This is a genomic window from Pseudogracilibacillus sp. SE30717A, assembly GCF_037071985.1.
Classification (GTDB): Bacteria; Bacillota; Bacilli; order Bacillales; family Amphibacillaceae; genus Pseudogracilibacillus.
On sequence record NZ_JAXHDF010000003.1, the window covers coordinates 118,222 to 143,573 of the forward strand.

At 35.6% G+C, this 25,352-nt stretch carries 23 protein-coding genes; all 23 read left to right on the plus strand.

Features of this window, described 5'->3' with window-relative positions; genetic code table 11:
- Positions 1 to 958 precede the first annotated feature (958 nt).
- The 23 genes from SPD48_RS05725 to SPD48_RS05835 all read left to right on the plus strand — a co-directional run bounded on the left by SPD48_RS05725 (position 959) and on the right by SPD48_RS05835 (position 25,341).
- Positions 959 to 2,068, plus strand: coding sequence for a sugar ABC transporter substrate-binding protein (locus tag SPD48_RS05725; protein WP_336257124.1), 1,110 nt, complete (start codon positions 959 to 961; stop codon positions 2,066 to 2,068).
- Entirely contained in the window at positions 2,058 to 4,619 is a 2,562-nt protein-coding gene (locus SPD48_RS05730) for an ATP-binding cassette domain-containing protein (protein WP_336257125.1), read from the plus strand. Before SPD48_RS05725 ends, SPD48_RS05730 begins: the two co-directional genes overlap by 11 nt.
- Before the next feature lies 1 nt (position 4,620).
- Positions 4,621 to 5,625 (plus strand): Gfo/Idh/MocA family protein, encoded by a 1,005-nt coding sequence (locus SPD48_RS05735; protein ID WP_336257126.1) that lies wholly within the window; start codon positions 4,621 to 4,623, stop codon positions 5,623 to 5,625.
- Positions 5,626 to 5,654: 29 nt separating this feature from the next.
- Positions 5,655 to 7,106 carry an aldehyde dehydrogenase family protein gene (locus tag SPD48_RS05740; RefSeq protein ID WP_336257127.1) on the plus strand — a complete coding sequence of 484 codons (1,452 nt, stop codon included), beginning with the start codon at positions 5,655 to 5,657 and terminating at the stop codon, positions 7,104 to 7,106.
- Positions 7,099 to 8,073, plus strand: a complete 975-nt coding sequence (locus tag SPD48_RS05745; RefSeq protein WP_336257128.1) for an ABC transporter permease — start codon at positions 7,099 to 7,101, stop codon at positions 8,071 to 8,073. Before SPD48_RS05740 ends, SPD48_RS05745 begins: the two co-directional genes overlap by 8 nt.
- Positions 8,074 to 8,131: 58 nt before the next feature.
- Complete coding sequence (locus SPD48_RS05750; protein WP_336257129.1) at positions 8,132 to 9,160, plus strand: Gfo/Idh/MocA family protein; 1,029 nt, start codon at positions 8,132 to 8,134, stop codon at positions 9,158 to 9,160.
- Positions 9,161 to 9,304: 144 nt separating this feature from the next.
- Positions 9,305 to 10,051: an MBL fold metallo-hydrolase gene (locus SPD48_RS05755; protein WP_336257130.1), complete on the plus strand. Its 747-nt coding sequence runs from the start codon at positions 9,305 to 9,307 to the stop codon at positions 10,049 to 10,051.
- Positions 10,052 to 10,325: 274 nt separating this feature from the next.
- Entirely contained in the window at positions 10,326 to 11,087 is a 762-nt protein-coding gene (locus SPD48_RS05760) for an IclR family transcriptional regulator (protein ID WP_336257131.1), read from the plus strand.
- 151 nt (positions 11,088 to 11,238) lie between these two features.
- Complete coding sequence (locus SPD48_RS05765; protein WP_336257132.1) at positions 11,239 to 12,411, plus strand: M20 family metallopeptidase; 1,173 nt, start codon at positions 11,239 to 11,241, stop codon at positions 12,409 to 12,411.
- Entirely contained in the window at positions 12,408 to 13,607 is a 1,200-nt protein-coding gene (thrC, locus tag SPD48_RS05770; protein ID WP_336257133.1) for a threonine synthase, read from the plus strand. Before SPD48_RS05765 ends, thrC begins: the two co-directional genes overlap by 4 nt.
- 35 nt (positions 13,608 to 13,642) lie before the next feature.
- Entirely contained in the window at positions 13,643 to 14,623 is a 981-nt protein-coding gene (locus SPD48_RS05775; RefSeq protein ID WP_336257134.1) for a sugar kinase, read from the plus strand.
- A gap of 398 nt (positions 14,624 to 15,021) precedes the next feature.
- Positions 15,022 to 15,627, plus strand: coding sequence for a CDP-alcohol phosphatidyltransferase family protein (locus SPD48_RS05780; RefSeq protein WP_336257135.1), 606 nt, complete (start codon positions 15,022 to 15,024; stop codon positions 15,625 to 15,627).
- Complete coding sequence (locus SPD48_RS05785; protein WP_336257136.1) at positions 15,628 to 16,575, plus strand: phosphatidate cytidylyltransferase; 948 nt, start codon at positions 15,628 to 15,630, stop codon at positions 16,573 to 16,575.
- A gap of 15 nt (positions 16,576 to 16,590) precedes the next feature.
- The gene (locus tag SPD48_RS05790; protein WP_336257137.1) at positions 16,591 to 17,223 is read left to right on the plus strand and encodes a lysophospholipid acyltransferase family protein; all 633 of its coding nucleotides are present in this window, start codon (positions 16,591 to 16,593) and stop codon (positions 17,221 to 17,223) included.
- Positions 17,214 to 17,780 carry a hypothetical protein gene (locus SPD48_RS05795; protein WP_336257138.1) on the plus strand — a complete coding sequence of 189 codons (567 nt, stop codon included), beginning with the start codon at positions 17,214 to 17,216 and terminating at the stop codon, positions 17,778 to 17,780. Before SPD48_RS05790 ends, SPD48_RS05795 begins: the two co-directional genes overlap by 10 nt.
- 168 nt (positions 17,781 to 17,948) lie before the next feature.
- Positions 17,949 to 18,380 (plus strand): DUF3592 domain-containing protein, encoded by a 432-nt coding sequence (locus tag SPD48_RS05800; RefSeq protein ID WP_336257139.1) that lies wholly within the window; start codon positions 17,949 to 17,951, stop codon positions 18,378 to 18,380.
- A 455-nt stretch (positions 18,381 to 18,835) separates the two neighbouring features.
- Positions 18,836 to 19,183, plus strand: coding sequence for a DUF485 domain-containing protein (locus SPD48_RS05805; RefSeq protein ID WP_442962119.1), 348 nt, complete (start codon positions 18,836 to 18,838; stop codon positions 19,181 to 19,183).
- Positions 19,183 to 20,709, plus strand: a complete 1,527-nt coding sequence (locus SPD48_RS05810) for a solute symporter family protein (RefSeq protein ID WP_336257141.1) — start codon at positions 19,183 to 19,185, stop codon at positions 20,707 to 20,709. Before SPD48_RS05805 ends, SPD48_RS05810 begins: the two co-directional genes overlap by 1 nt.
- 123 nt (positions 20,710 to 20,832) lie before the next feature.
- Positions 20,833 to 21,321, plus strand: a complete 489-nt coding sequence (locus tag SPD48_RS05815) for a metallophosphoesterase family protein (RefSeq protein ID WP_336257142.1) — start codon at positions 20,833 to 20,835, stop codon at positions 21,319 to 21,321.
- Between the two features lie 59 nt (positions 21,322 to 21,380).
- Positions 21,381 to 22,484 carry a D-TA family PLP-dependent enzyme gene (locus tag SPD48_RS05820; protein WP_336257143.1) on the plus strand — a complete coding sequence of 368 codons (1,104 nt, stop codon included), beginning with the start codon at positions 21,381 to 21,383 and terminating at the stop codon, positions 22,482 to 22,484.
- Positions 22,485 to 22,777: 293 nt separating this feature from the next.
- The gene (locus tag SPD48_RS05825) at positions 22,778 to 23,788 is read left to right on the plus strand and encodes a LacI family DNA-binding transcriptional regulator (RefSeq protein WP_336257144.1); all 1,011 of its coding nucleotides are present in this window, start codon (positions 22,778 to 22,780) and stop codon (positions 23,786 to 23,788) included.
- A 90-nt stretch (positions 23,789 to 23,878) separates the two neighbouring features.
- Positions 23,879 to 24,859 carry a tripartite tricarboxylate transporter substrate binding protein gene (locus SPD48_RS05830; RefSeq protein WP_336257145.1) on the plus strand — a complete coding sequence of 327 codons (981 nt, stop codon included), beginning with the start codon at positions 23,879 to 23,881 and terminating at the stop codon, positions 24,857 to 24,859.
- Positions 24,860 to 24,888: 29 nt separating this feature from the next.
- Complete coding sequence (locus SPD48_RS05835; protein ID WP_336257146.1) at positions 24,889 to 25,341, plus strand: tripartite tricarboxylate transporter TctB family protein; 453 nt, start codon at positions 24,889 to 24,891, stop codon at positions 25,339 to 25,341.
- Positions 25,342 to 25,352 lie beyond the last annotated feature (11 nt).

Sequence of the window (25,352 nt, forward strand, 5' to 3'; positions counted from 1 at the left end):
CAGCCTTGTTAATGGATCTCCATCACATAACACAGAGAAATTAGAGTGCGATAGCAAAGGTTACGAAGACTTTTTGTAAAGAGAATAGTTCTATAATTCATATTAATCTAACACTATACCTTTGGGAATAAATAGAACTGAGTTTAAATGGAGAAGTGATTATTAGGAAAAAATCCTAATCATATTTTAGATCAGTTAACCTGTAAGAAGAATATTGGAAATTATTGTTAAGAGATAGGCCGTAGACAGATGGTGGATCGCATAAAACGATGAATACGCAGAGTATTTATATGGAATTTTCTCAAAAATCACTAGTTTTCAAATTTATTGTATTGTAAATTTTATTTTTATGTGATATTATCTTTTTACGTTAATTATTCAGAAAGAATATATTATTTTAAAATTTCCTTATGTAGCTAATTTTTAGCAAACTGAATGCCCTTACATTAATGAAGAGAGTAATTTATTTTTTATTTCCCTAACTATAGAACGATGTTCCGTTATAAGGAACATAAAATGTAGTAATTATAATGTAATCGTTTTCTGTCATGAAAATTTTAATTTCTAAAGAAAGAACATTGTTCCTTAATTCGGAATGATAGATTTTTAAATTAGTATTTGTCTATTTAACTAGACAGAATGGTGCAAAAACGTTCTTTATTCTAGTCGTAACGGAATAATGACGTTCACACTAGAAATATTTAGCTCTCCCGATTAAATATTAAATTAGTTTTAATTATCAAATTTGATTACTTTGTAATCGTTTTCTTGTATCTACAGATACGATTTTAAATTCTCGATCATTAATGGAACGGTATTCTGTACTAAGGAACAATAAGTAATATATCCTTTTAAAATAAAATTTTACATAAGGAGGTGGTTAGCAGATTTAATATCACTTCAGAAAGTTGTACAAACATAAAAACATATGAACATTTTAATTTAGGGAGGAAACGAAATGGGATTTAACAAAAAGAATATTATTATGATGGTATTTGTACTTTGTACCATATTGTTAGTTGCAGCTTGTAGCGGTGGTAGTTCTGATTCTAATACGAGTAATAATGATACTGAATCAAATGATAATAATCCAGAAGAACTAGCCACAGATGGAAGTCAAAAGACGCTAGGAATTGTCGCGATTGATTTAACAAATCCATTCTTCATCCAAATGAAAGAAGCAGGAGATCAAGCCGCTAAAGATTATGGTGTAAAAACTATTTGGCAAAGTGCGGACGGATCTGTTGAAAAACAAATATCATTGATTGAAAACTTTATTCAACAAGGTGTAGATGCAATTTTAATTGATCCATCTGACAAAAATGCAATCATTCCTGTAATTGAAAAAGCAGAAGAAGCAGGTATTGAAATTATTACAATGGGTAATAAGGTTGAAGGAGATTGGAATTACAATACTCTATATCCCGACTATGACAATATGGCGATGCTAGCAAAAGTATTTGGTACAGCACTTGATGGAAAAGGTCAAATTGCTTATCTATCTTTATCAAAAGGGAACTATGTTTCTGATGAAAGAGAAGCTGGATTTATTGAAACAATAGAAAAAGAATTTCCTAATATTGAAATTGTTGGGAACCAACCGACTGAATTTGATACAGCTGAAGCACAAAAAATTACCGAAACTTGGTTAAACAACTATCCTGATTTAGACGGAATCGCATTTGCACATGATCCACTTGGTATTGCTGCAATGTCTGCTGCAGAAACTATGGGGAGAGATGGTTTAATTTTCGGTGGGTATGATGGAGAGATGGAAATGGAAACATTTATCAATGACGGTAGAATGTTACTTGATTCTATGACTGGTTCATACCGAATCGGTTACTGGAATATTGCAGTTGCAGCTAGAATTGTTAATGGTACTGAGTTCTCTAAAGATTTAGCGATGCCGACACACTACATTACTTCAGACGAAACTGCAAAAATGTTAGCTGATAAAGGATTAGAATTTGATTATATTACTCCTAAAGATGCGGAAGGTGTTTTCCTAGATTACGTTAATGAGTTTGGTCCAGAAGTAAGTGATGAGATGATGAGTGAAAAGTAAAATGGGAAAAAATAATAATAAACTAATCGAAGTTTTTAATAAAATTAACCGTTCAACTAGAGTTAATTTAATAATAATTAGTATTAGTTTACTGTTGTTAGTTTTATTTGGTTTTATGAATCCAAAATTTATCAGCATAAATAATTTTCTTAGCATGGGTCATCAAATGGCTATCACAGCTGTTATTGCATTTGCCATGACAGCAGTGATCCTTGCTAAAGGGATTGATTTATCGGTTGGTTCTACATTGGCTGTTTCAGGTATTGTTGGGGCACTTGCATTTCAAAGTGGAATGAGTTCTTTTACTGTACTCCTAGTGGTTCTCTTAGCTGGTGCACTAGTCGGTGCCTTAAATGGATTTTTGGTAACGAATCTAAATATTAGTCCTTTCATTGCTACTTTGGGAACAATGGCATTCGGGCATGGTGCAGCACTAAGTTTATCAAATGCATCGAGTATAAGTATTCAAGATCCGACAATTAGTTGGGCTGGTTCAGCTTTTTTAGGTCCAATCCCCTTTACGATCATTATTACATTATTACTACTTTTATTTTGGTGGGTATTACTAAACCGTACAACAACAGGGCGCTACGTCTATGCGTTAGGTGGAAACTTTGAAGCAGCAAGAGCTTCCGCTGTAAAAGTAAAACTAATACAATTTTTAACTTATGTTGCAACTGGTGTTTCCGCAGGTGTCGCTTCTATTCTATTAATTGGTAGAGTTCAATCAGCTCAACCATTAGGCGGTATGGGATTAGAATTTGACGTTATTACAGGAGTTATTATTGGTGGTACATTACTAAGTGGAGGAGTCGGGACAGTTATAGGTACTTTATTCGGGGTTATCTTAGTTACGATCATTAGAACTGGACTTTCGTTCTTTGGTGCTCCGCAAGAAGTTACCTATTTAGTTACTGGTGGGATGGTGTTACTTTCTGTCCTTCTTTACAGTTCCGAAACAATTGAAAGTATAAAAAAATCGAAATTCAGCTTTAAAAAGAGTAATAACAATCCTTCAACTCAAAAGAATATTGATAGCAGTGTTATTAGGTTGAATAATATTGGAAAAAATTACTCTGGATTTCCGGCGTTAACTAATATTGAAATGGAAATTAAAACAGGTGAAGTAGTTGCACTTGTTGGGGAAAATGGTGCTGGTAAATCAACACTTGTTAAAATTTTATCGGGAATAATTAAGCCGTCACGTGGAGATATCGAAATTAACGGTAATAAAATTGTATTTGATAATGCGAAACATTCTCGGGAAGCAGGAATCGGTGTTGTTCACCAACATTATAGTTTAGTACCTGAACTTACGATTACAGAAAATTTATTTCTTGGACGAGAAGTGAAAATTAAAGGATTACCGTTACTTTCAAAGCGAATTATGAGCAAAAAAACAAAGGATTTATTGGATGAATTTAATCTCGATATTGACCCTAATATCAAGATTAATAAATTGACAGTAGGGCAACGTCAATTGATAGAAGTGGTCAAAGCTACAATTGGTAATCCTTGGTTTATGATCATGGACGAACCTACGTCATCTTTATCCAAAAGTGAAAGTGAACGATTATATCTATTAATCGAAGAATTAAGAAAACGTAATGTTGCTATTTTATATATTTCTCACAAAATGGACGAATTATATAAATTATGTAATCGTGCAGTAGTTTTACGGGATGGTAAATTTATTGGGAATGCGGATCTACCAGAAACATCAGAATCTGCGATTGTTAATATGATGGTAGGTAGAAAGATAGATAATATTTTCCCATACACGAAATCTGAAGTCGGTGATGTTGCAATTGAAGTAGAAAATATTAGCGATGGTGGATTACTAAAAGATGCTTCTTTTAACGTACGAAAAGGAGAAATTGTTGTTTTAGCTGGATTAATGGGTTCTGGACGTACAGAAATATTAAATGCAATTTTTGGTATGAGCAAGCTCGCATCAGGTACAGTGAAAATTGATGGCCAAGAAATCCACCATATGAGCCCGAGAAAAATGTATCAACAATGTGAAATGGCTTATATTCCGGAAGACCGACATGCTTCAGGGTTTATCCCAACAATGTCTGTTGCCGAAAATTTAACGATAGCTTGGATACAAAAGCAAAGTAAATTTAGTTTTATTCCAATGAAGGAAGAAAAACAAAATGTGTTTGAAAGCATTAAAAAAATGAATGTTCGTCCACCAGATCCAAATAAACTAGTCGATTATTTATCAGGTGGTAATCAGCAAAAGGTCGTTCTAGGAAAATGGTTGTTAACAAAACCAAAAATATTATTATTAGATGATCCAACAAGAGGTGTAGATGTTGGTGCAAAAGCAGAAATTCACGAGCTTATAGCAGAATTAAAGAAACAAGGAGTTGCCATTTTAATTGTTTCTTCTGAATTAACAGAGGCACTGAATGTCGGAGATAGAATAGTTGTCATGCATGAAGGTAGAAGTGTTGGAGAACTGGAACATGGTGCAACAGAGGAGCAAGTAATGAACTATGCTCTTGGTATAAAAAAAGAGACTAATCAAAAAGAGGTGCAATAACATGAAAAGAGTAAAGATGGCGGTTGTTGGTGCTGGTGTTATGGGACAAATGCACGCAAGAACTATTTCAGAATGTGATTCTGCAGAACTTGTAGCAATTATTGATTTAAACGAAGAACTTGGTCAGCAAGTCGCTGATGAATATGGAGTTAAATTTATTAAAGATGTAGAGGAAGTAATTCATACGGATTTAATCGATGCATACTCTGTTGTACTTCCGGATCGATTGCATGTCGATGTTACGTCTAAAATTTTATTAGCCGGTAAAGCTGTTTTACTTGAAAAACCAATGGCTGATACATTAGAAGGAGCTAAGAAAATAGCTGAGGCTGCAGATAAAGGTAATGCTAGACTTATGATCGGTCATGTTATGCGTTTTGATGCGAGATATGCTGGCGCTGCAGCAGCAATTCGTAACGGCGAAATTGGTGATGTTGTCCACATATCAGCAAAACGTTTCTCAAACATTGATGTTGGAGTACGTATGAATGGTAAGAGTTCAGTCTTATTCTACCTAGGTGTTCATGATGTGGATGCACTACAATGGGTAACAGGCAAAAAAATTAAAAAAGTATTTGCTCGTTCCGTTTCTAAAATTATGCCTTCATATAATGTGAAATCAGAAGACGCGATTTTCGCTAACTTTGAATATGAAGATGGAACAATTGGCTCTTTGGGAGTAGGGTGGACAATTCCTGAATATATGCCTTCAGGTATTAATGCAGGACTTGAAATAATTGGAACAAAAGGTGTGCTTCAAGTAGATACATCTGATCACGGATTATATATTGTTAATGAAGAAAAAGTAGTATTGCCAGATGGAATGCATTGGCCGGAAGTGAACGGAAAAATTGCTGGGAATTTAAAGGACGAGATTTTACACTTTGTTACTTCAGTAAGGGATAATAAAGAATTTGTCATCACAGTTCCAGAAGCTCTTCAAGCTGTCGCAGTTAATGATGCAATTTTAAAAGCAGTTGAAACAAATGATGAGGTAATCTTGTAATTGTAAAATCTCAAAAATGGAGTGGTATTATGTTATATAAAATGTATATAAATGGGGAATGGCATAAAGGAAATGGTGAAGAACAAAATGTAGTCAGTCCAGTCAATGGTGAAGTAATTGGCCAAATTCCGTTGGGGACAGCAGAAGATGTTGACCTTGCGGTAAAAGCGGCAGATGCATCCAAACATCTCATCGAAAATATGACTGTTTTTGAGCGGGCAGAAATATTGAATCAAATTGCAGATGCTGTTAGTAAGAGGCAACAAGAGTTGGCTGAATTACTAACAAGGGAACATGGTAAGCCGATTACGGAGGCACTTGGTGAGGTTGCTACTACAGCACAAGCTTTCCGTGAAGCTGGTGAACAAATTAAATGGATGAACTCTGAAATCATTCCGACAAGAGATAAAAATAAGCGTGCATTTGCATACCGGAGACCAAAAGGGGTGTATGGTGTAATAAGTCCGTGGAATTTTCCACTTGGAAGTGCCAGTACGTATTACATTGCACCGGGCCTTGCAGCTGGTAATGCAATTGTCTGGGTTCCTGCAACAAGTACGTCTGCTGTTGCAAGTGAATTTATGAAGTGTGTGGAAGAAACGGATCTTCCTAAAGGTATACTTAATTTAGTGATTGGACGGGGGCCAGTTGCGGGAGATGCATTAGTCGTTCATGAACGTACTTCCGCTATTGGTTTTACCGGAAGTACGAAAACAGGTGAAATCATTCATTCGCGGGCAGGTGCAAAATCTGTATTACTAGAACTTGGTGGTAACGGACCAACGATTGTATTTGAGGATGCAGATATTGAACATGCGGCTACTAGTTTAGTAGATGCAAGTTTTGTAAATGCAGGACAAATTTGTACTTCAACTGAAAGAGTACTTGTTCATGAGTCGGTTGCGGATGGCTTTGCTGAGGCATTAATGGAAAGGATCGAAAACATTAAACTTGGTGATCCATTTGATGAAACTACGGTAATGGGTCCTGTCCACAATGCAAATACTGCTGAAACAGTTGCTGATCATGTCAAAGATGCAGTTATAAAGGGTGCTAAAGTACTGAGTAAAACATGTGGTCAAGAATGGCCGACAGAAATGTATGTGGAACCTGTGATCGTAGACTATGTTACAAAAGAGATGAAATTAAATACTGAAGAAACATTTGGTCCGATCATTCCAATCGTCCGATATAAGGATAAAGATGAATTAATCGAATTAATTGAATCGAGTCCATACAGATTGTCTTCTGCTGTATTTTCACGAAACACTGAAAAAGCCCTAAAGTTTGCTGAATCGCTCAAGTTCGGTTTTGTCCATATAAATGAAGCAAGTAATTATTGGGAAACGCAAATTCCTGCCGGCGGAACTGCAGGTAGTGCTAGTGGTTATGGCCGTTCTGGAGGTAGAGCATCGATTGAAGAGATGAGTGAAGTTTGTACAGTGATTTTAAGTATGACAGGTGAGAACAAAGATGAATAAGAACATAGTAATGTTTCGTATTTTAGATCTTGCACCTGTTATATTATTAATTATTTTATTAGGTGTATTTGCGGCTTTGGATCCAAGAATTGTTTCGGGTCAAAACTTGATGCAAATTTTAATCAATACAGCACCGGTTGCAATTCTCGCACTTGGAGCAATGGTTGTTCTAATTGCTGGAGGAATTGATTTATCGGCAGGATATGGTGTTGCTCTTTGTTCTGTTATTTTTGCCTCTTTTTTAACAAATGAAGGTTCTTTAGTAATGGCGGTGGTTTTTGCGCTACTTACTGGAGTATTGATTGGGTTATTTAATGGCTTTTTCATTGGTTTATTTAATGTACAGCCATTTATCGTTACACTAAGTTCAATGACGATCATTCAGGGAGCAACACTTGTTGTTGCAACCTCTGGTACATTAATGATAACAAATCCAGTACTCAAAACTTTGGGGATTGGCACGACAGGTGTCATTCCTAACATCCTTATTCTCACGTTTTTACTGCTTGCAATTATTTATGTGTTAGTGTACCACACTAATTTTGGGCTTTGGACATATGGACTTGGAAGTAGTGCAGAATCTTCTGAATCATCAGGTGTACCAATTGCAAGACAACAAATTTTGGTTTATCTTTTCAGTGGAGTTTGTACTGCGTTAACAGCAATGCTCTTAGTTTCAAGGGTAACAATTGTTTCTCCGAACATTGGTGGTATTAGTATCTTACTTGATGCGATCACTGCAACTGTTATCGGTGGAACGAGTATTTACGGAGGAAAAGGATCGATCTGGGGAACGTTAGTTGGTGCTTTAATCATTAGTTTAATTACAAACGCGCTCGTTGTATTTGGGATCAGCTCGTCAAGTTTAGACCTATTTAAAGGTGCAATTATTATAGGAGCATTGGCCATTGATTCAGGGATTAGATATGCAAAAAGTAATCTGTCAAGTGGTGGGGAGACAGCATAAACTTATATGCTCCCCTCTCTTGTTTTTTTAGATAGATATCAAATAGAGGGAGGATATAATGAAACAATTAAACATTGGAATAATTGGAATTGGCCGTTTCGGTCGCTTACATTTGCAAGTCTTGCAACAATTACCGGGATGTAAAATTGTTGCAATTGCTGATACAGATGAAGAATTATTAAAACAAGTAAAAAAAGAGAACTCTATTGAATTATTATATACAGATGCATTTGATTTAATTAAAAACCCTGCTATTGATATTGTTGATATCGTTAGCTCAGAAGATACGCATGGGATGTTCGCTATTGAAGCAATAAAACATGGAAAACACGTATTTATTGAGAAGCCAATTGCAACAACATATAAAGAAGCTGTAGAAATTGAACAGCTAGCAGCTGAAAAGAATGTCCAAGTAATGGTTGGAAATATTAGCCGTTTTAGTACTCCTTATGCGTCGATTAAAAAGGTTATTGAAAACGACAAACTTGGTGAAATTGGAATGATTCGTGCAAAACGAAATTTTAGTAAAAATTGGTTTGATCATTTTGGTAAGCGTGTTCATCCTGTATATGAATCTGGGATTCATGATTTAGATTTAATTTTATGGTATGTAGATAGTCCTTGTGTGGAAGTGTATGCGACAGAAAGAAATGTAAGCGGGTATACGTATCCTGATTTATTTTCAACTGTATTAACGTTTGAAAATAGGATTGTTGCTTCACTAGATTCTGCATGGCTCTATCCGAAAGGTGGTCCACAAAACCTGGTTGAAACATTAGAACTTGACGGAACGATTGATGCCGATATCGAAGTGTATGGGATGAAAGGGACTGCTAATTTCAAACTTTCACATAGTGGATATTCTATCTGGACAGAGGAAGAAGTTTTGCATCCAGAGTTAACGCTATGGACAACGGAGCAAGGAAAGATTGGTGGAGCAATTCATGCAGAATTAAGTCATTTCATCGAGATAGTAAGAATGAATCGGCATTCCAATATCGCACCGATAAGAGATTCGGTTGAAGCACTTAGAATTGCAGATGCTATTGTTCAGTCAGCTGCAGAAAAACGAATTATTTCATTGTAAGTATAAATCTTTAGGTGCTTTTGTGGTGCATATTGATAAGTAAGGCTACATGATGTTGGAATAACGTCATATATGTTTATGCAAAAGTAGTAGATGAAGATATAAATTGAATTGGGAGCTTTTCAAATGTAAAGAGGGTTTATGATGAAAATTAATGAACATATTTATCTAATTGCAAGTGGTAAAATGGGATTTGATTGGACACATCCGTCAGATTGTAATGTATATTTACTCCATAGTAATGATGAACTTGCCTTAATTGATACTGGAACAGGTGAGTCGGTTGAGAACATTTGCCAACATATTGAAATGCATGGGTTTTCTTTGGACCAAGTAACAAAAATATTTTTAACACATATACATGCAGATCATGCTGGTGGCGCTGAAATGTTAAGGAAAAAAACTGGTGCAAAAGTATTTGTAGCTAGAGATGCTTATACTATTTTACGGGACGGAAATGAAGATAAGATTGATTTAACGACTGCGAAACAAAATGGATTTTACCCTGTTAATTATAAATTTACCCCTTGCAAGGCAGATACGCTCATTTCAGATGGGGATCATTTCCATGTTGGATCATTAACACTGCAAGCCATTGATACTCCAGGTCATTCAGCGTATGATGTATCTTTTTTAGTTCAAAGTGTTGCTGGACATTCTTTCTTGTTTAGTGGGGATACCGTATTTTATGATGGGAAAATCTCGATGTTGTATACACATGACTTTCAGCTTCATTCCTTACAGAAAAGTATTGATAAACTGGCAAACTATCAGGTGGATCTTCTCTTACCCGGGCACTATCAACCGGCGTTATCAAATGCGAAGCATCATCTTAAAATTGCTCAGAATGCTTTTAGTAGTATGAATATACCGAAAAATATTGTAGAGTAATAGTAGGTAATTGGAATTGTTTTAGGAGTTATTGGATAAGTAAAATTGATTTACGGTTAAAAGAAATGGGGCTTGTTTTGTGGTTGTTGAAATAAAACAGGATTAAGTTAGTAACAAAAAGTCAAACATATTAGTGATTAGCATATTGGTAAAAAGGAATAAGTGTACGTGATTTCCTAAATCAAAAAATTAAATAACGCTGGTATTACCCATATAATGGGTGAATTATGTAAAGACATTGTAAGTTAATAGAATACTTTAAAAGGAGAAAACCATGGGTAAGATACAATCGGTGGAAAGAGCTCTGAAAATATTAGAAATATTGGCAGAGTATCCGGATGGTGTTGGTGTTACGGAGTTTTCGTTAAAATTAAATGTTGCAAAAAGTACGGCACATCGTTTGCTGAATACTTTGTTAAGTCAACATTATGTTGCTAAGGATGAAAGAACAGATAATTATATTCTTGGAACGCAAATTTTATTTATTGCAAATCAAGCATTGGAGAATATGAGTATTGTAGAAATTGCAAAAGCGGAGATTAATAAACTCTCTGACTTAACGAATGAGACAGTGCATCTTTGTTTATTTGATAAAGATGAGGTTGTTTACATCGATAAAGTTGAATCAAATCAGACGATTCGAATGTATTCGAGGGTTGGGAAAAGATCTCTTATGCATTGCACAGGTGTTGGTAAAGCTATTTTGGCATTCTTGAAAAAGGAAGAGGTAAAGGAAATATTATCTCGTAAAGGAATGCCGGAATTCACGAAAAAAACGATAACAACACTTGATGAAATGTGGCAGGAATTAGAGAAAATCTCGAAAGATGGTTTTGCGCTAGATGATATAGAGCATGAAGAAGGAATCAGATGTGTCGCTGCCCCTATTTTTGATCATAATAAGAAGCCAATTGCTGCAATAAGTATTTCTGCTCCGTCGACAAGAGTATCGTTTGAAAAGGCAACAAATGAATTAAGTAAATTAGTGAAGCAATCCGCAGCAGCAATTTCATATGATTTAGGTTCAAAGAGATAGATAATGTGTACAGGCTCCTTCCTGTATTGGAAGGGGGGTCTGTATTGTCACAGGGCTCTTATATTTCAATTATGGAACAACTTTCCTTTATAAGGAACAACACACCGATGTGAAATCTTACCCAAGTAAATATGTGAAGGAGGTTTAATTAATGTACCTTCATTTGGATGAAGTGTTTTCAACAGAAGAATTGACAGATGTTTTTAAGCAATTGATCCAGATTCCGAGTGAGAATCCTGGAGATTTTGAAGAAAAAATTGCGCTAAAAATTCAATCGATATTAAAAGAAGAAGGAATTGACTCCGAACTGAAATATGTCGATGAGAATCGGACGAATCTTTATGCCATCTTAGAGGGAGAAATGGAAGGAAAAACCCTCCTATATAATGGGCATCTAGACACGGTTCCTGCCGGAGGAAATTGGGAGCATAATCCGTTTTCTGCATATGAGGACGATGAAGGTTATATATATGGCAGAGGTGCCGCTGATATGAAATCCGGGGTTGCAGCGATGCTTTATGCAACGATTTGTCTAAAAAGGCTAGGATATCCCAAAAAAGGACGATTAATATTATTTTTGAATGCTGACGAGGAAGTATTTAATATAGGGATGCATCAGTTTTTGAAGGAAAATATTGAAGTTGATTATGCAATTATTAGTGAACCGACGGATTTGGATATTGCAATTGGACATAAAGGAACTGCAAGATACACGATTCACACAAAGGGAACAGCCGGTCATGCTGCTTATGTTTTAGAACCTGATAATGCTATTCAAAAAATGAATATAATTTTATCAACATTATTCCAATATAGTGAGGGTATTCGAAAATTAAAACCACATGACTTTTTTGGCAGCGCAACGAGTAATGTAACAACAATTGAAGGTGGGATTACAGAAAATATTATTCCGAACTCTTGCTCAATAATCGTCGATCGTAGAGTGCTCCCAGGTGAAACAAATAAAGGCGTTCTAGCAGAATATAATGAATTATTAACTGAGACAGATGTAGAATATGAAATAAATACAAAAACGTTTGTTCCTTCTTTTTTATTGGACAAAGAACATTCATTAGTAAAAAGTGTTTATGATGTTATAGAGAAAAACCAAGAAAATGTGAAAATAAAAGCATTTGAAGCAACATGTGAGGCTCCATTTCTTGCGGTGGAAAAGGACATTCCAACCATTATTTATGGACCCGGCTCATTGAATCAAGCACATGTGACAAATGAACGCGTTCACAAATCACAACTTGAGACTGCCGGACGAAATTTTGTGTTCATTTGTTTATCTTTACTTGAAAATGAGGTTGATAAATTATGAGATTAAAATGTATTGAATGTAGTGAACATTTTGAAGTAAAGCCGCTTTATAAATGCCCAAATTGTAATGGTATATTAGATGTGGTTTATGATGTCAAAAATGAAAAGCTACGTGACCTAACTAGTAGTAACGACCTTAAACAAACATTTATTTTTCACGATCATAAAACAGATAATTTACTTGGCGAGGGAAATACACCGATTGTTTCATTGAGTAAAACTGCAAGAAGAGTCCATACAGGAAACCTTTATGCAAAATGTGAGTTTTTAAATCCATCTGGGTCATTTAAAGACAGACCGGTTGCAGCCGGTATCAAAAAAGCACTCGAATTTGGTTATGAAAAAATTATCGTGGCTTCAAGCGGGAATGGTGCTGCTTCAGTTTCTGCATTTGCTGCCCGCTTTGGATTGGATTGTATTATATTAGTTCCAGAGAGTACACCAGATGAAAAAGTAAAACAGGCCCATTTCTATGGTGGTAAAGTAATAAAGGTAAAAGGACCATATAGTAATAGTTTTAATTTAGCTTTACGTTTGAGTGAAGTTTCACCTTACTATAACTTGACGACTACATTCATTAATCCGTATACAATTGAGGGGGATAAAGGAGTAGCATATGAAGCTCATTTTCAATTGAATCAATGGCCGGATTATGTCGTTGTTCCAATTGGAGCTGGCCCACTTTTAGTTGGAACATTTAAAGGGTTTAAAGAATTAAAGGAATTGTTTGATTTGGATTGTCCATTACCAAGAATGATTGGGGTACAAGCTACTGGATGTTCACCAATTGCGGAAGCGTTTAAATTAGGACTAGAGTATGTTTCCGAGGAAGAAAATCCTCAGACTATTGCCGGCGGAATCGGGGATGGTCTACTGGGGTATTCTGAAGATGGTACGTACACTCTTGATATTATTCGAGAATCTGGTGGGCTTTGTATCGATGTTTCTGATGGGGAACTTTTAGCGGCACAATCGGAGTTAGCAAAAGAAGAAGGTATGTTTGTTGAGCCTTCTGCTGCAACATCGCTTGCTGGATGGAGGAAAGCCTTTAAAGGTAAAGATATGACAGAAACGTCTTCCTTACTATTAATGACTGGTCATGGATTAAAAGATATGAAAAGTATTGATCAGACAAATGAAATAATTCCATGTATTCTTCCAAATGTCGATGATTTAATTAGGTTAATTCAAAAATGATTACTAGATCATTTTTGGGAGGTGGAGGTAATCATTTGAAAAAACAAATAGACGTTATAACAATTGGGGAGTCAATGGTAGTTTTTAATCCGTTACAAGATGTCTCCTTTATAGATTCACATTTATTTATGAAACAAATAGCAGGTGCGGAGTCAAATGTTGCTATTGGATTAAGCAGATTTGGTCATAAGGTAGGTTGGATCAGTAGACTCAGTAACGATGTATTTGGCTATTTTGTTCATAACATATTAAGAGGTAATGGTGTGGACACAAGTTTTGTGGAATTTGATGACACCTATCCAACAGGTTTATTAATTAAAGAACGCATCATCCAAAATCAAACAAATGTTTACTATTACCGAAAGAATACAGCAGCCAGTTATATAGGGCCAGAGGTTTTAGATGATAAATATTTGGCCCAAGCAAAATATTTATTTATCACAGGTATTACACCAGTATTAAGTGAGTCATGCCATGAGACTATTTTTTCGGCAATTAAAATGGCAAAACAATTGGGATTAAAAATTGTTTTTGATCCAAATGTACGCTATAAATTAATAGATAATGAAGCAGCTTATAAAAATATGCTTCATGAGATTGTTGGATTAGTAGATTACTTCTTACCAGGAAAAGAAGAAGCAAAGTTTTTATGTGGCTTTGATACACCCGAAGAAATTTCAAAATTTTATTTAGCAATGAATGATGAGTTAACGATTGTGTTAAAGCTTGGTGAAAAAGGTTGCTATTATAAATCAGCGGATCAAGAAGAATATATAGAAGGCATTAAAGTCGACAAGGTTGTCGATTCAATTGGAGCAGGAGATGGATTTACGGCTGGTTTTGTTAGTGGTCTGTTAGATGGATTAAATATACGGGAATCATTAATTCAAGCTAATATCGTAGGTGCAATGATCGTTCAATCAAATGGAGATATAGAAGGATTCCCGAACCGAAATCAGTTTAATAGTTATAAAGATTTTGTACTAGACCCTGAAAAGGATGAGGTGAATCGTTAATGACTGTTTGTTAAATAGTATTGAAGAATCTCCAATTATTAAAGTACTAAGAAATTTACCAGCAGATAAATTTAGACAAAACGAATAATAAGCTACTTAATATATGAATATATCCCCCCGCGAGACTAGGTCTTTCGGGGTTTTTTTGTGTGTTTAAAAAGGGGATAATTTCCGTTCATCTAGGAGAAAAGAATCAAATATGTAAAAAGATGGATTATTCGTTGAAAAGAATGATTACCTGAATGATAATTAAATAGAGAAGTGTGAAGTGCAGGAAGTTACTTAAAATATGAATCTCTTGGAAACAAAAGTCCTTTAATTTATTTTTTCATATGATCTCAAATACATATGCTGCCCAAAAACTAGTGTGATCAGTTTATACAACAGGAGGGATAGGGATGGCGAGCATTTATGATATAAAGCCGCAATTTCAAAATTTATTACGGCCGATTGTAAACCGGATAGCAAGGATAGGAGTAACACCGAATCAGGTTACAGTTGCGGCGATTTTTTTATCGGTAAGCACGGGATTGATATTACTATTTTTTTATGTACATACATATATATTGTTAATTGTTCCAGTGATGATGTTTGTTCGAATGGCTTTGAATGCGATTGATGGGATGTTGGCAAAAGAACATGATATGAAGACAAGGCTTGGCAATGTTTTAAATGAGTTAGGGGATGTAGTTTCCGATGCGTGTTTATTTCTACCATTTGCATTTATTCCGGGGTTTTCAGCTCCCCTTATTGTACTGATTGTAATTGTCTCGATAATTAGTGAGATGGCGGGAGTGATGGGAGAAGTTATTGGAACAAGCCGTCGATACGATGGCCCGATGGGGAAGAGTGATCGGGCATTTATGTTTGGGGTATTGGCCATTTTTGGTGCGTTTGAATTTTTACTAGGGTTCTGGATGACGGTCATTCTTGCCATCATGGTTGGTCTGATTATTATTAATATTTTCATCCGAATCCAGAGAGCACTAAAGGAGGTGAATTAATTGCCGTTTGATGGAGTTTCTAAAGATGTTGGTGTTGTATTACTCGGTATTTTAGGTCTATTAGTTTTATCCAGTATCATTGCTTTTATATTAACAAAAGTGAAGCGGGACAAGGATTTTACCGAAGTGAATGCAAGAATTAAGTCATGGTGGGTCATGGCGTTTGTTTTTACGTTTGCAATACTTATTAATCATAATGTTTCTCTCATTTTTTTGGCATTTTTATGTTTTCTTGCATTTAAAGAATATTTGTCGCTTATTCCGACGAATCGGGCACATCGTAAAATCTTATTTTGGGCGTATCTCGCTATTCCGATTCAGTTTTACTGGATTTATATTGGCTGGTACGGGATGTTTATCATATTCATCCCAGTATATATGTTTTTATTTTTGCCGATACAAATGATTTTAATTGGGGAGAATAAAGGTTTTTTACGGACAATGGGTTCCGTCCATTGGGGATTGATGATTATGGTTTTTGGACTTAGTCATCTTGCATATTTGCTTGTGCTTCCCGGGACGTCAGGTACAAATGCGGCTGCCGGGGCTGGGCTCGTACTTTATATTGTTATCTTGACCCAGTGCAATGATGTGGCGCAATTTATTTGGGGGAAAATGTTAGGAAAACATAAAGTTATTCCTAAGGTGAGCCCAAATAAAACGTGGGAAGGGTTAATTGGTGGGGTTTTAACTACTACCGGGCTCGCGCTATTGCTTGCTCCGCTTCTGACTCCATTAACGCTGCCTGCAACGTTATTTACTGGATTTTTAATAGGCTTGACCGGTTTTATCGGGGATGTAAATATCTCCTCTTTAAAAAGAGATTTGGGAATCAAAGATTCAGGACAAACCATACCAGGTCATGGTGGTATTTTGGACCGGGTGGACAGCTTAACATATACGGCGCCGTTATTTTTTCATTTCATTCGCTATTTTTATTTTACATAAAGGAGCTACAAACTAATGATTGTTAGGTGGTTGTTTTTTACATTTATTATCCGGCCATTTATTACAATTATTCTCGGTTTAAATGTGCGCCGAATAGAGAATTTGCCTGAAAAAGGGCCTGCTGTCATCGTGGCAAATCATAATAGTCATTTAGATACACTCGTATTGATGACGCTTTTCCAGGGAAGGAAAATTCATCAGATTCGCCCGATTGCTGCTGTCGATTATTTTTTGAAAAATAAATTTATCGCATGGTTTGCACTAAATATTATTCATATTATTCCGCTTGATCGGAAACCGAAACGTCGTGAAAGATTGTTTAAGGGCGTCTATGAGGCGCTAGATCAAAATCATATTGTTATTTTGTTTCCAGAAGGGTCACGTGGAGAACCAGAACAGGTGGCAAAGTTAAAATCGGGTATATTTTATTTGCTCAAAGAACGTCCAGATGTACCAATTTATCCAGTGTTTATGCATGGATTGGGGAAATCGCTTCCTAAGGGAGAACGGGTTTTCGTTCCATTTTTCTGTGATGTTTTTATAGGAGAACCTTTTAAATGGAAAAGTAATAAGCGAGAATTTATGAATAATCTTGAAGAAAAAATGAATGGACTTGCAGCGGAAGGGAGTTTTCCAAAATGGGATTAATCTTAATTGGACTGATTTTAGCGTTTTTGTGGGGACTCGCGGAAGCGACCTTCTTCTTCATTATCCCAGATGCTATTATAACCCTCCTTGCAATTCATGGCTTCCGTGCTGGGCTTGATGCGAGTTTAATTGCTTTAGCAGGAGCTTTGCTAGGTGGCAGTGTGATGTATTTTTGGTCTGTAAATCGCGACGAACAAGCGTATCGCTTTGTTTTAGGTGTCCCCGCTATTGGGGAAAAAATGATGCAAAATGTTAGAGCTAGTTTGGAGCAGCGTGGCTTGCTTGCGATGGTGCTAGGGCCAATTCGAGGAATTCCTTATAAGGCTTATGCTGTCATAGCACCAAAAGTTGGGATTGGATTCATTTCCTTTTTGCTTGCTAGTATTCCTGCTCGGTTTATACGATTTTTCTTGACGAGTTTGCTTGCGTGGGTATTGGCAGAGGTTTTATTCCCAAATCTCCACATGAGTGTTAAATATGGAGTGTGGGTTATTGTTTGGATCATCGTTTATGCTATTTATTTCAGAGTGCATCCATGGACTGGCGATAAAAAGTAATGGTAAAGTTAAGTAGAGGACTAGATTAATAGATGATAGTTTAATTGCTTGTTGTGTGTGGGAATGTCGGGCCTTGGTTGTATGTTCCCTTCATAAATAAAGATTACATAACGAAAATAAGCCAGATTTATTATTTAGCAAACTATAAAATGAGTAAAGGAGTTTGGAATGATTGTCATTTTCGCCATCATTTTTTTAATAGGTTTAGTATTTTTATTTATAGGAATGAAACAGCGGTTAAGATGGACAGGGTTAAAGGCTACGGAAGGTGTTATTGTTAAAAGAGAAACAGATATTAATTTTTCAGATTTATTTAGTAATCTAACAAAAGAGGAAATTCAGGAACAACAAGCTGATCATCCAGATGAATATCCTTCCTTTCAATATAAAGTTGAAGGAAAGAGCTATGAAAAGAGGTCTATGATGTCAATTAAACCGGGTTTTAAACCTGGTAAGAAAGTGACAGTCTATTATGACCCGCTTCAACCGGAAAAGGCATATTTGAAAAATATTACCGTCACCGGTACGCTCTTTCTCTTGGGTGCCATCTTTGTTTTTGTTGTGGACGCTTTGTTATATTTTATCGTTAGTACAATTTAATATTAATTCGAACAGGGGGGAATCTATTTTCCCCCTTATTTGTCTTTGTTCTAATTAGAGGGTAATGAGCGTTTAAACTTGAACAGTTTTTTGTTAAAGCGAGATTATGTTTCATTTAGGTAGGTTTTTGCCACGTATATTAAAGATTGTAAGATATAACTTCAACAAGTATGTTCTGTTTCATAAAAAACTCGTGACTTGGATTATAAACCAAAAATCAAGGTGTATAACTAGGGGCATTGATAAACAATACATATCAATTTATGTCGATTTTTGTTGTAAATTGGCGTTTTAACCAAGTAATGGAGCTTTTTATAACGATTAGTTAGCTTAATAGACAAAATTTTAAATGGAAATATTTATCGGTTGAAACCGATACCAAAAATAATTTACTATGAAAATATGAACATTTTGTGAAGTTCTTAAACAAATATTGTAAAGGGGATTGATACATGATGGGGAATGCCGTAACTAAAGATAGACAAGTTCACCTCGGGAAGCCAGATTATGAATCGGTGGTGAACAGCAGTAAATTTAAACAATTGATACATGAGAAGAAGGTGTTTATTATTCCGTTAACCATTTTCTTTCTCGTGTTTTATTTCACACTCCCGATATTAACTTCTTATTCTAAAGTGTTGAATAAGGCAGCTATTGGGGATATAAGCTGGGCGTGGATCTTTGCAGTTGCGCAATTTGTGATGACTTGGGTACTATGTGTTGTTTATGTGAAAAGGTTTGCTAAGTTTGATGTTGAGGCTGAAGAAATTGTTGAGGAGCAATTGGAAGGGAGCGACCAGTAATGAATGGAACAGTAATCTTTTTTTTCCTTCTAATTGTAGGACTAACCTTATATATTACGTATTGGGCAGCAAAAAAGACGAAATCAACAGGGGAATTTTATACGGCTGGTGGAGGTTTAACTGGTTGGCAAAATGGTTTAGCAATTGCAGGTGATTATTTGTCAGCCGCGTCGTTCTTAGGGATTGCTGGTGCTATTGCATTATTTGGATTTGATGGATTTTTCTATAGTATAGGATTTTTGATTGCGTATTTAGTGGTGATGTTTTTAGTCGCTGAGCCACTTAGAAACTTAGGAAAATATACGCTTGCTGACATGATTAATGCTCGTTTTGATGCAAGAAAAGTGCGAGGAACTGCAGCACTTAGCACAATCGTCATTAGTATTTTTTACATGATTGCCCAATTGGTTGGGTCTGGTGCATTAATTCAACTATTATTTGGTATTGAGTATGTATATGCTGTATTAATTGTAGGGGTCATGATGACGATTTATGTATTGTTTGGTGGAATGACTGCAACGAGTTGGGTGCAAATTGTTAAAGCAGTATTACTCATGATCGGTATGATTATTATTGCCTTTTTAGTTCTACTAAAATATAACTTTAATATCGGATTTATGTTTACTGAAATGAAAACGGCTACAAGCCATGGAGAAGCGTATTTGCAACCAGGATTAAAATATACGAATCCGCTCGGGACTATTTCTCTAATGATTGCATTAGTTTTTGGTACTGCTGGATTACCACATATTTTAATGAGATTTTTCACTGTGAAAGATGCAAAAACTGCTAGAAGTTCAGTAGTTACAGCGACATGGATTATCGGTATTTTCTATATTTTAACGATTTTCTTAGGATTTGGGGCTGCTGCATTTGTTGGTGAACAAACAATTATTGCTGCTAATCCTGCAGGAAATATGGCTGCTCCGTTACTTGCCGAGGCGCTTGGTGGAGATATTTTATTTGCCTTTGTATCAGCTGTATCGTTTGCGACTATCCTTGCTGTAGTGGCAGGATTAGTGCTGGCAGGAGCGTCTGCATTTGCCCATGATATTTATGGACAAGTGATTAAAAAAGGTCAAATTTCGGATAGACAGCAAATGCTAGCTGCACGATACGCGTCTATTGGAGTAGCAGTGTTCTCTATTTTACTTGCATTATTTGCTCAAAAAATGAATGTTGCATTTCTCGTATCTCTCGCGTTTTGTACTGCAGCAAGTGCGAACTTACCAGTTATTTTATATACGATTTATTGGAAACGTTTCAATACAAGTGGAGCTGTCACTGGAATGTTGACGGGGCTTCTTACATCGCTAATTTTAGTAGCAATCAGTCCTAATGTGTTGGCACCAGATGGTTCAGCAATTTTCATTGGTACTCCTCTCTTTCCGTTAGAGAATCCAGCTATTATATCTGTACCTTTAGGGTTTTTGGGCGGATATCTCGGAACGATCCTTTCGAAAGAGTACAATTTGAAACGTTATGCAGAAGTTAAAGTGAAAGCAAATACAGGTTTTAGAGAATAGTTTTCAAAATAAGAGTTTAAAAGGCAATTGCTTAACCGGCAGTTGCCTTTTTGGTATTTGTTTAGTTAGTTTTCATTAAAAAGGGTATTCTATTTTAAAAAACGTATTAGAGGAGTATAGTAGATGAAAATTATAATAATTGCAGATACTCATTTACCGTCAAATAAGCGAGGGTTACCAGATGTACTAATACGAGCATGTAAGCAAGCTGATCTCATCATTCATGCTGGAGACTGGAATGAACTCGAAGTGTTTGAGGAGTTGTCTTTATATGCGAAAGTAGTTGGAGTATATGGAAACGTAGACTCAACAGAGGTTAAGCAAGTGTTTCCACAAAGAGAAATAATTGAAGCGGGTGGATATAGAATCGGAGTTACGCATGGACATGGAACGAAAAAGACGACGGAAAAGCGCGCATTAGAAGCTTTCGAAGAAGAAAAGGTAGATATTATTATTTTTGGTCATTCACACATCCCAATGATTCGGTATGTTGGGAATGTTTTGCTGATAAATCCCGGTTCTCCCACATATAAACGGAAAGTTCCCCAATATTCGTTTGGAGTAATGGAAATTGAAAAAAGTATAAATGTAAGATTGGTATTTTTTAATTAGTTGTGGCTTCTTATTATGATAAAATATATGCCAAGATGAGTCATGAAGGAGGAGTTCTTTTGAATATTAACCTAGCAGATGTTGATACACCAGCTTTATTACTGGATATAGATAAAATGGAAAGAAATATTGAAGGTATTGCAAGTTTTGCTAAAGAAGCAGGAGTTGCAGTTCGGCCACATATTAAAACACATAAAAGCATCGAAATTGCTAAGCGGCAAATTGAATCAGGTGCTATTGGTCTTACCGTGGCAAAAGTCGGTGAAGCTGAAGTAATGGTTGATGGAGGGATTACAGACATTCTTATCGCATATCCTCTTGTAGCGAAAAAGAAGTTAGAACGAGTACGCACACTGATGAAAAAAGCAGTCATTACGGTAGCAATTGATTCCATCGAACAAGCCAAGATTTTACAGGACTTTTTTACGGAGAAAAACTCACTGAACGTGATGATCAAAGTTAATTCAGGACTTAATCGAGTTGGTGTAGAGCCAAATGAAGAGGTGCTTGAATTGGCAAAATATATTGATGAACTATCTGCATTAAAATTGACGGGAATTTTTACTCATGCAGGGCATTCTTATGCAGCGAAATCAGAAATAGAAATTGATAAAATTGCTAAAGAAGAGGCGGACGCTGTATTAAAAAGCGCGGAATTATGTGAAGCTGCCGGAATTAAGATTACTACTCGCAGTATCGGCTCGACCCCTACATTTAAAAAAGCTGGTTTGGTTGAAGGGATAACTGAAATCCGACCGGGAAATGCAGTTTTTTATGATATGGTTCAAGTGGGTCTCGGTGTTGCTACAATAGAACAATGCGCGTTAACTGTAATGGCAAGTGTTGTTTCTAAAAAAGCAGATCGAATCGTCATTGATGCAGGCAGCAAAACATTGGCACTCGATCAAGGAGCACATGGAAATGCAAGTATTGCAGGACATGGGTTTGTGAAGGAACATTCCGAATTTGTAATTGAAAGACTTTCTGAAGAGCACGGAGTTATCCCAATTAGTGGAGAAACAGATATAAAGTTGAACGATCGACTGACAATCATTCCTAATCATGTCTGTGTAGTTGCGAACTTATTCAACCATTATTTAATACATCGAAATGGCAAGGTAATCGAGAGATGGAAGGTAGATGCTAGGGGAAGAGTTAACTAGTATAGAAATGAGGACATGATAAAAATAAGATGGAAAAGTTATAAGAGTAGTAGCTGTTGAGTAAGGAAAAACAAAACGATAAAATAAAAAATCATTTCAGTGTAAAGAAAAAAGTGTTTCTTTACACTTTTTTAATTGGTTTGTAAATTAATTATAGTTTCAATTTACTTTAACTTGATATATGAATGATATATTAAACTTTTTTATATAAATTAAAATAAGTCTTGACAAATGAAAAGAAAATAGGTAGTGTTTACTTAAACGTTTTAGCAAAAATGAAATTTGGTGAGTATATGGCAACAATTAGGGAAATTGCGGAACTTGCTCAAGTATCAGTAGGCACAGTTTCATTTGTATTAAATGGTAAATCAGAAAAAATGAGGATTTCACAGGCGACACAAAAAAGAGTTTTAGAAGCAGCAAAAGAGCTAGGCTATCGACCAAGTCTATCTGCAAGAAGATTGCGTTCAACGGAAGATAAAGAGATACCCGTTATAGCAATTTTATGGACATTGGATGCAAGAACATCATTAATTAGTCGCTTCTTACAAGGTATTCAACAAAAATCTTTATTAAAAGATGGTCTGTTCGAATTAGTTATTCAACCATATGAAAACGGTAAACTTAATGAAGAAGAAAGTCTTTTATTGGGGACTCGATATAATGGGGCAATTATTGCAAACGCTTCAGATAAAGATTTGGAGTATATAGAAAACAATAATTTTAATGTTCCGATAGTAATTTATCAACGGCAATCTGATAAATATAGCACAGTGTATGTTGATAGTAAAAAAACAGGAAGTATGATTGCTGAGAAGTTTATATTAAACGGACATTCAAAAATTGGATTAATCATACCGACACTATCTTCTCAAGCAGTTGATTTACGTACCATTGGGTTTAAGGAAAAATTATCAGAGCACAATCTTTATGTAGAAAGCTCCTATGAGTTATACGAGGATTACTCGGAAGAAGGCGGTTACAGAGCGGTGAAAAGATTAATCAAAGAAAATAAACAACTGCCAACTGCAATTTTTTTCTTGAGTGACCAGATGGCTTTGGGGGGAATCAAAGCATTTAATAATGCAGGGATAATCATACCTAACCAAGTGGAAATTATTGGGCATGATAATGAAGATTTTACTAGGTTTACATCCCCATCCTTATCTACAGTTCATTTACCAGTTGAAGAAATGGCTGAATCATGTGTACGTTTACTCTTAGAAATTATAAAGCATAAAGTCAGTTCATCTGAAAGTGTAAAATTCAAATCTTATTTGGTTGAACGCTCTAGCAGTTTGTAATCGTTCTTAATTTTTTTTTTTTTTTTGCATTTGCTAAAACGTTTAAGCTTTAAACTTTTACTATAAAATAAATTTGGGAGTGAAATGAATATGAGAAAAATGATATCTAGTTTACTTATTATAATTGCGATTTTAGCGTTAGTTGGTTGTGGAAAAAGTAATGAAACATCGCAGCCTGAAGAGGAAGTTGATTTTCCAACGAAAGATATTAAAGTAATTGTACCTAAGGATCCAGGAGGAGGAACAGATATTGTTGCTCGTGGGCTTGTAGAATATACAAAAGATAAGTTTGATAAAAATATTATCGTTGAAAATCAACCGGGTGGTGGTGGAGTAACTGGGATGGTACAAGGTGCTGAAGCCACACCAGACGGATATACATTAACGATGACAACAGTAGAATTAGCAATTTTACCACATATGGAACTTTCACCTGTAACATACGAAAATTTCACAGGTATTGTTAGTGCAATTGCAGATCCTGCTTCAGTAATCGTTCCATCAGACGCTCCATACGATACATTAGAAGAATTTATTAATTATGCGAAAGAAAATAAAGGGTTAAAAGTAGGAAACTCAGGTATAGGTTCTATTTGGCATTTGGCAGCAGTAGCAGTAGAAGATGAATTTAAACTTGATTTTAACCACATACCTTATGACGGTGGTTCTGCTCCAGCAGTTGCAGCATTAGCAGGTGGTCATCTAGATGCAATTATGGTAGCGCCTGGAAATGCTAAATCACAAATTGATGCAGGTGATCTAAAAGTATTAGCTGTGATGAGTGAAGAAAGATTAGATTCATTCCCTGATGTCCCTACATTTAAAGAAGAAACAGAGATGGATTTCACTGTGCAAGCATGGGCAGCATTAACCGCTCCATCTGATGTTCCTGAAGAAACACTAAACATATTATCTGAAGCGTTTTCAGAAACATTGAATGATGAAGAGTTTCAAGACTTTTTAATAAAACAAGGAATTGAGCCTGTACAATACGGACCAGCAGAGACACAGAAAATGATGGAAGAAGACCATAAACGTTATGGTGAATTAATGAAAGAGATCGATCTATAATTTTCTGGATTTCTTTGGAGGTTAAAGAAATGAAAAAAGGCAATATTATTGCATCTTTAATAAGTATTGGGATAGGTATATGTTTCATATATCTATCCAAAGATTTTCCAAAAGAAGTATCTAATGCCCCAGGTCCTGGTTTTTATCCGTCATTTTTAGGTGTTATTTTGATAATTTTAGGTGTGTTTTTATTAATACAAAATTTGATTGATAAAAATAAAGAGGATGTATCACTAGCATTAGGCTCAAAAAAAGCAAGATTTATTTACAAAGTTATAGGTATAGTAACTTTATATGCAATCGTATTACCATTCATAGGTTTTATTGCAACTACTTTTTCTTTTATGATAGTTATGTGCTATTTAATGGGATTACGAAGTTACAAATTATTGCTGATAATACCATTGGGTGTAACAACGGTTGTTTTTTTGATTTTTAACATGGTCTTTAAAGTACCGTTACCTAGTCAAACTTTATTTTAAGTGAGGGAAGT

Excerpts from the sequence above, each read along its gene's own strand:
- SPD48_RS05810 (WP_336257141.1), top strand. The coding sequence starts at position 19,183 with ATGAATGGAACAGTAATCTTTTTTTTCCTTCTAATTGTAGGACTAACC.
- SPD48_RS05740 (WP_336257127.1), top strand. The coding sequence starts at position 5,655 with ATGTTATATAAAATGTATATAAATGGGGAATGGCATAAAGGAAATGGT.
- SPD48_RS05780 (WP_336257135.1), top strand. The coding sequence starts at position 15,022 with ATGGCGAGCATTTATGATATAAAGCCGCAATTTCAAAATTTATTACGG.
- SPD48_RS05805 (WP_442962119.1), top strand. The coding sequence starts at position 18,836 with ATGGGGAATGCCGTAACTAAAGATAGACAAGTTCACCTCGGGAAGCCA.
- SPD48_RS05815 (WP_336257142.1), top strand. The coding sequence starts at position 20,833 with ATGAAAATTATAATAATTGCAGATACTCATTTACCGTCAAATAAGCGA.
- SPD48_RS05825 (WP_336257144.1), top strand. The coding sequence starts at position 22,778 with ATGGCAACAATTAGGGAAATTGCGGAACTTGCTCAAGTATCAGTAGGC.
- thrC (WP_336257133.1), top strand. The coding sequence starts at position 12,408 with ATGAGATTAAAATGTATTGAATGTAGTGAACATTTTGAAGTAAAGCCG.
- SPD48_RS05765 (WP_336257132.1), top strand. The coding sequence starts at position 11,239 with ATGTACCTTCATTTGGATGAAGTGTTTTCAACAGAAGAATTGACAGAT.
- SPD48_RS05760 (WP_336257131.1), top strand. The coding sequence starts at position 10,326 with ATGGGTAAGATACAATCGGTGGAAAGAGCTCTGAAAATATTAGAAATA.
- SPD48_RS05790 (WP_336257137.1), top strand. The coding sequence starts at position 16,591 with ATGATTGTTAGGTGGTTGTTTTTTACATTTATTATCCGGCCATTTATT.
- SPD48_RS05830 (WP_336257145.1), top strand. The coding sequence starts at position 23,879 with ATGAGAAAAATGATATCTAGTTTACTTATTATAATTGCGATTTTAGCG.
- SPD48_RS05835 (WP_336257146.1), top strand. The coding sequence starts at position 24,889 with ATGAAAAAAGGCAATATTATTGCATCTTTAATAAGTATTGGGATAGGT.
- SPD48_RS05735 (WP_336257126.1), top strand. The coding sequence starts at position 4,621 with ATGAAAAGAGTAAAGATGGCGGTTGTTGGTGCTGGTGTTATGGGACAA.
- SPD48_RS05750 (WP_336257129.1), top strand. The coding sequence starts at position 8,132 with ATGAAACAATTAAACATTGGAATAATTGGAATTGGCCGTTTCGGTCGC.
- SPD48_RS05725 (WP_336257124.1), top strand. The coding sequence starts at position 959 with ATGGGATTTAACAAAAAGAATATTATTATGATGGTATTTGTACTTTGT.
- SPD48_RS05745 (WP_336257128.1), top strand. The coding sequence starts at position 7,099 with ATGAATAAGAACATAGTAATGTTTCGTATTTTAGATCTTGCACCTGTT.
- SPD48_RS05755 (WP_336257130.1), top strand. The coding sequence starts at position 9,305 with ATGAAAATTAATGAACATATTTATCTAATTGCAAGTGGTAAAATGGGA.
- SPD48_RS05800 (WP_336257139.1), top strand. The coding sequence starts at position 17,949 with ATGATTGTCATTTTCGCCATCATTTTTTTAATAGGTTTAGTATTTTTA.
- SPD48_RS05795 (WP_336257138.1), top strand. The coding sequence starts at position 17,214 with ATGGGATTAATCTTAATTGGACTGATTTTAGCGTTTTTGTGGGGACTC.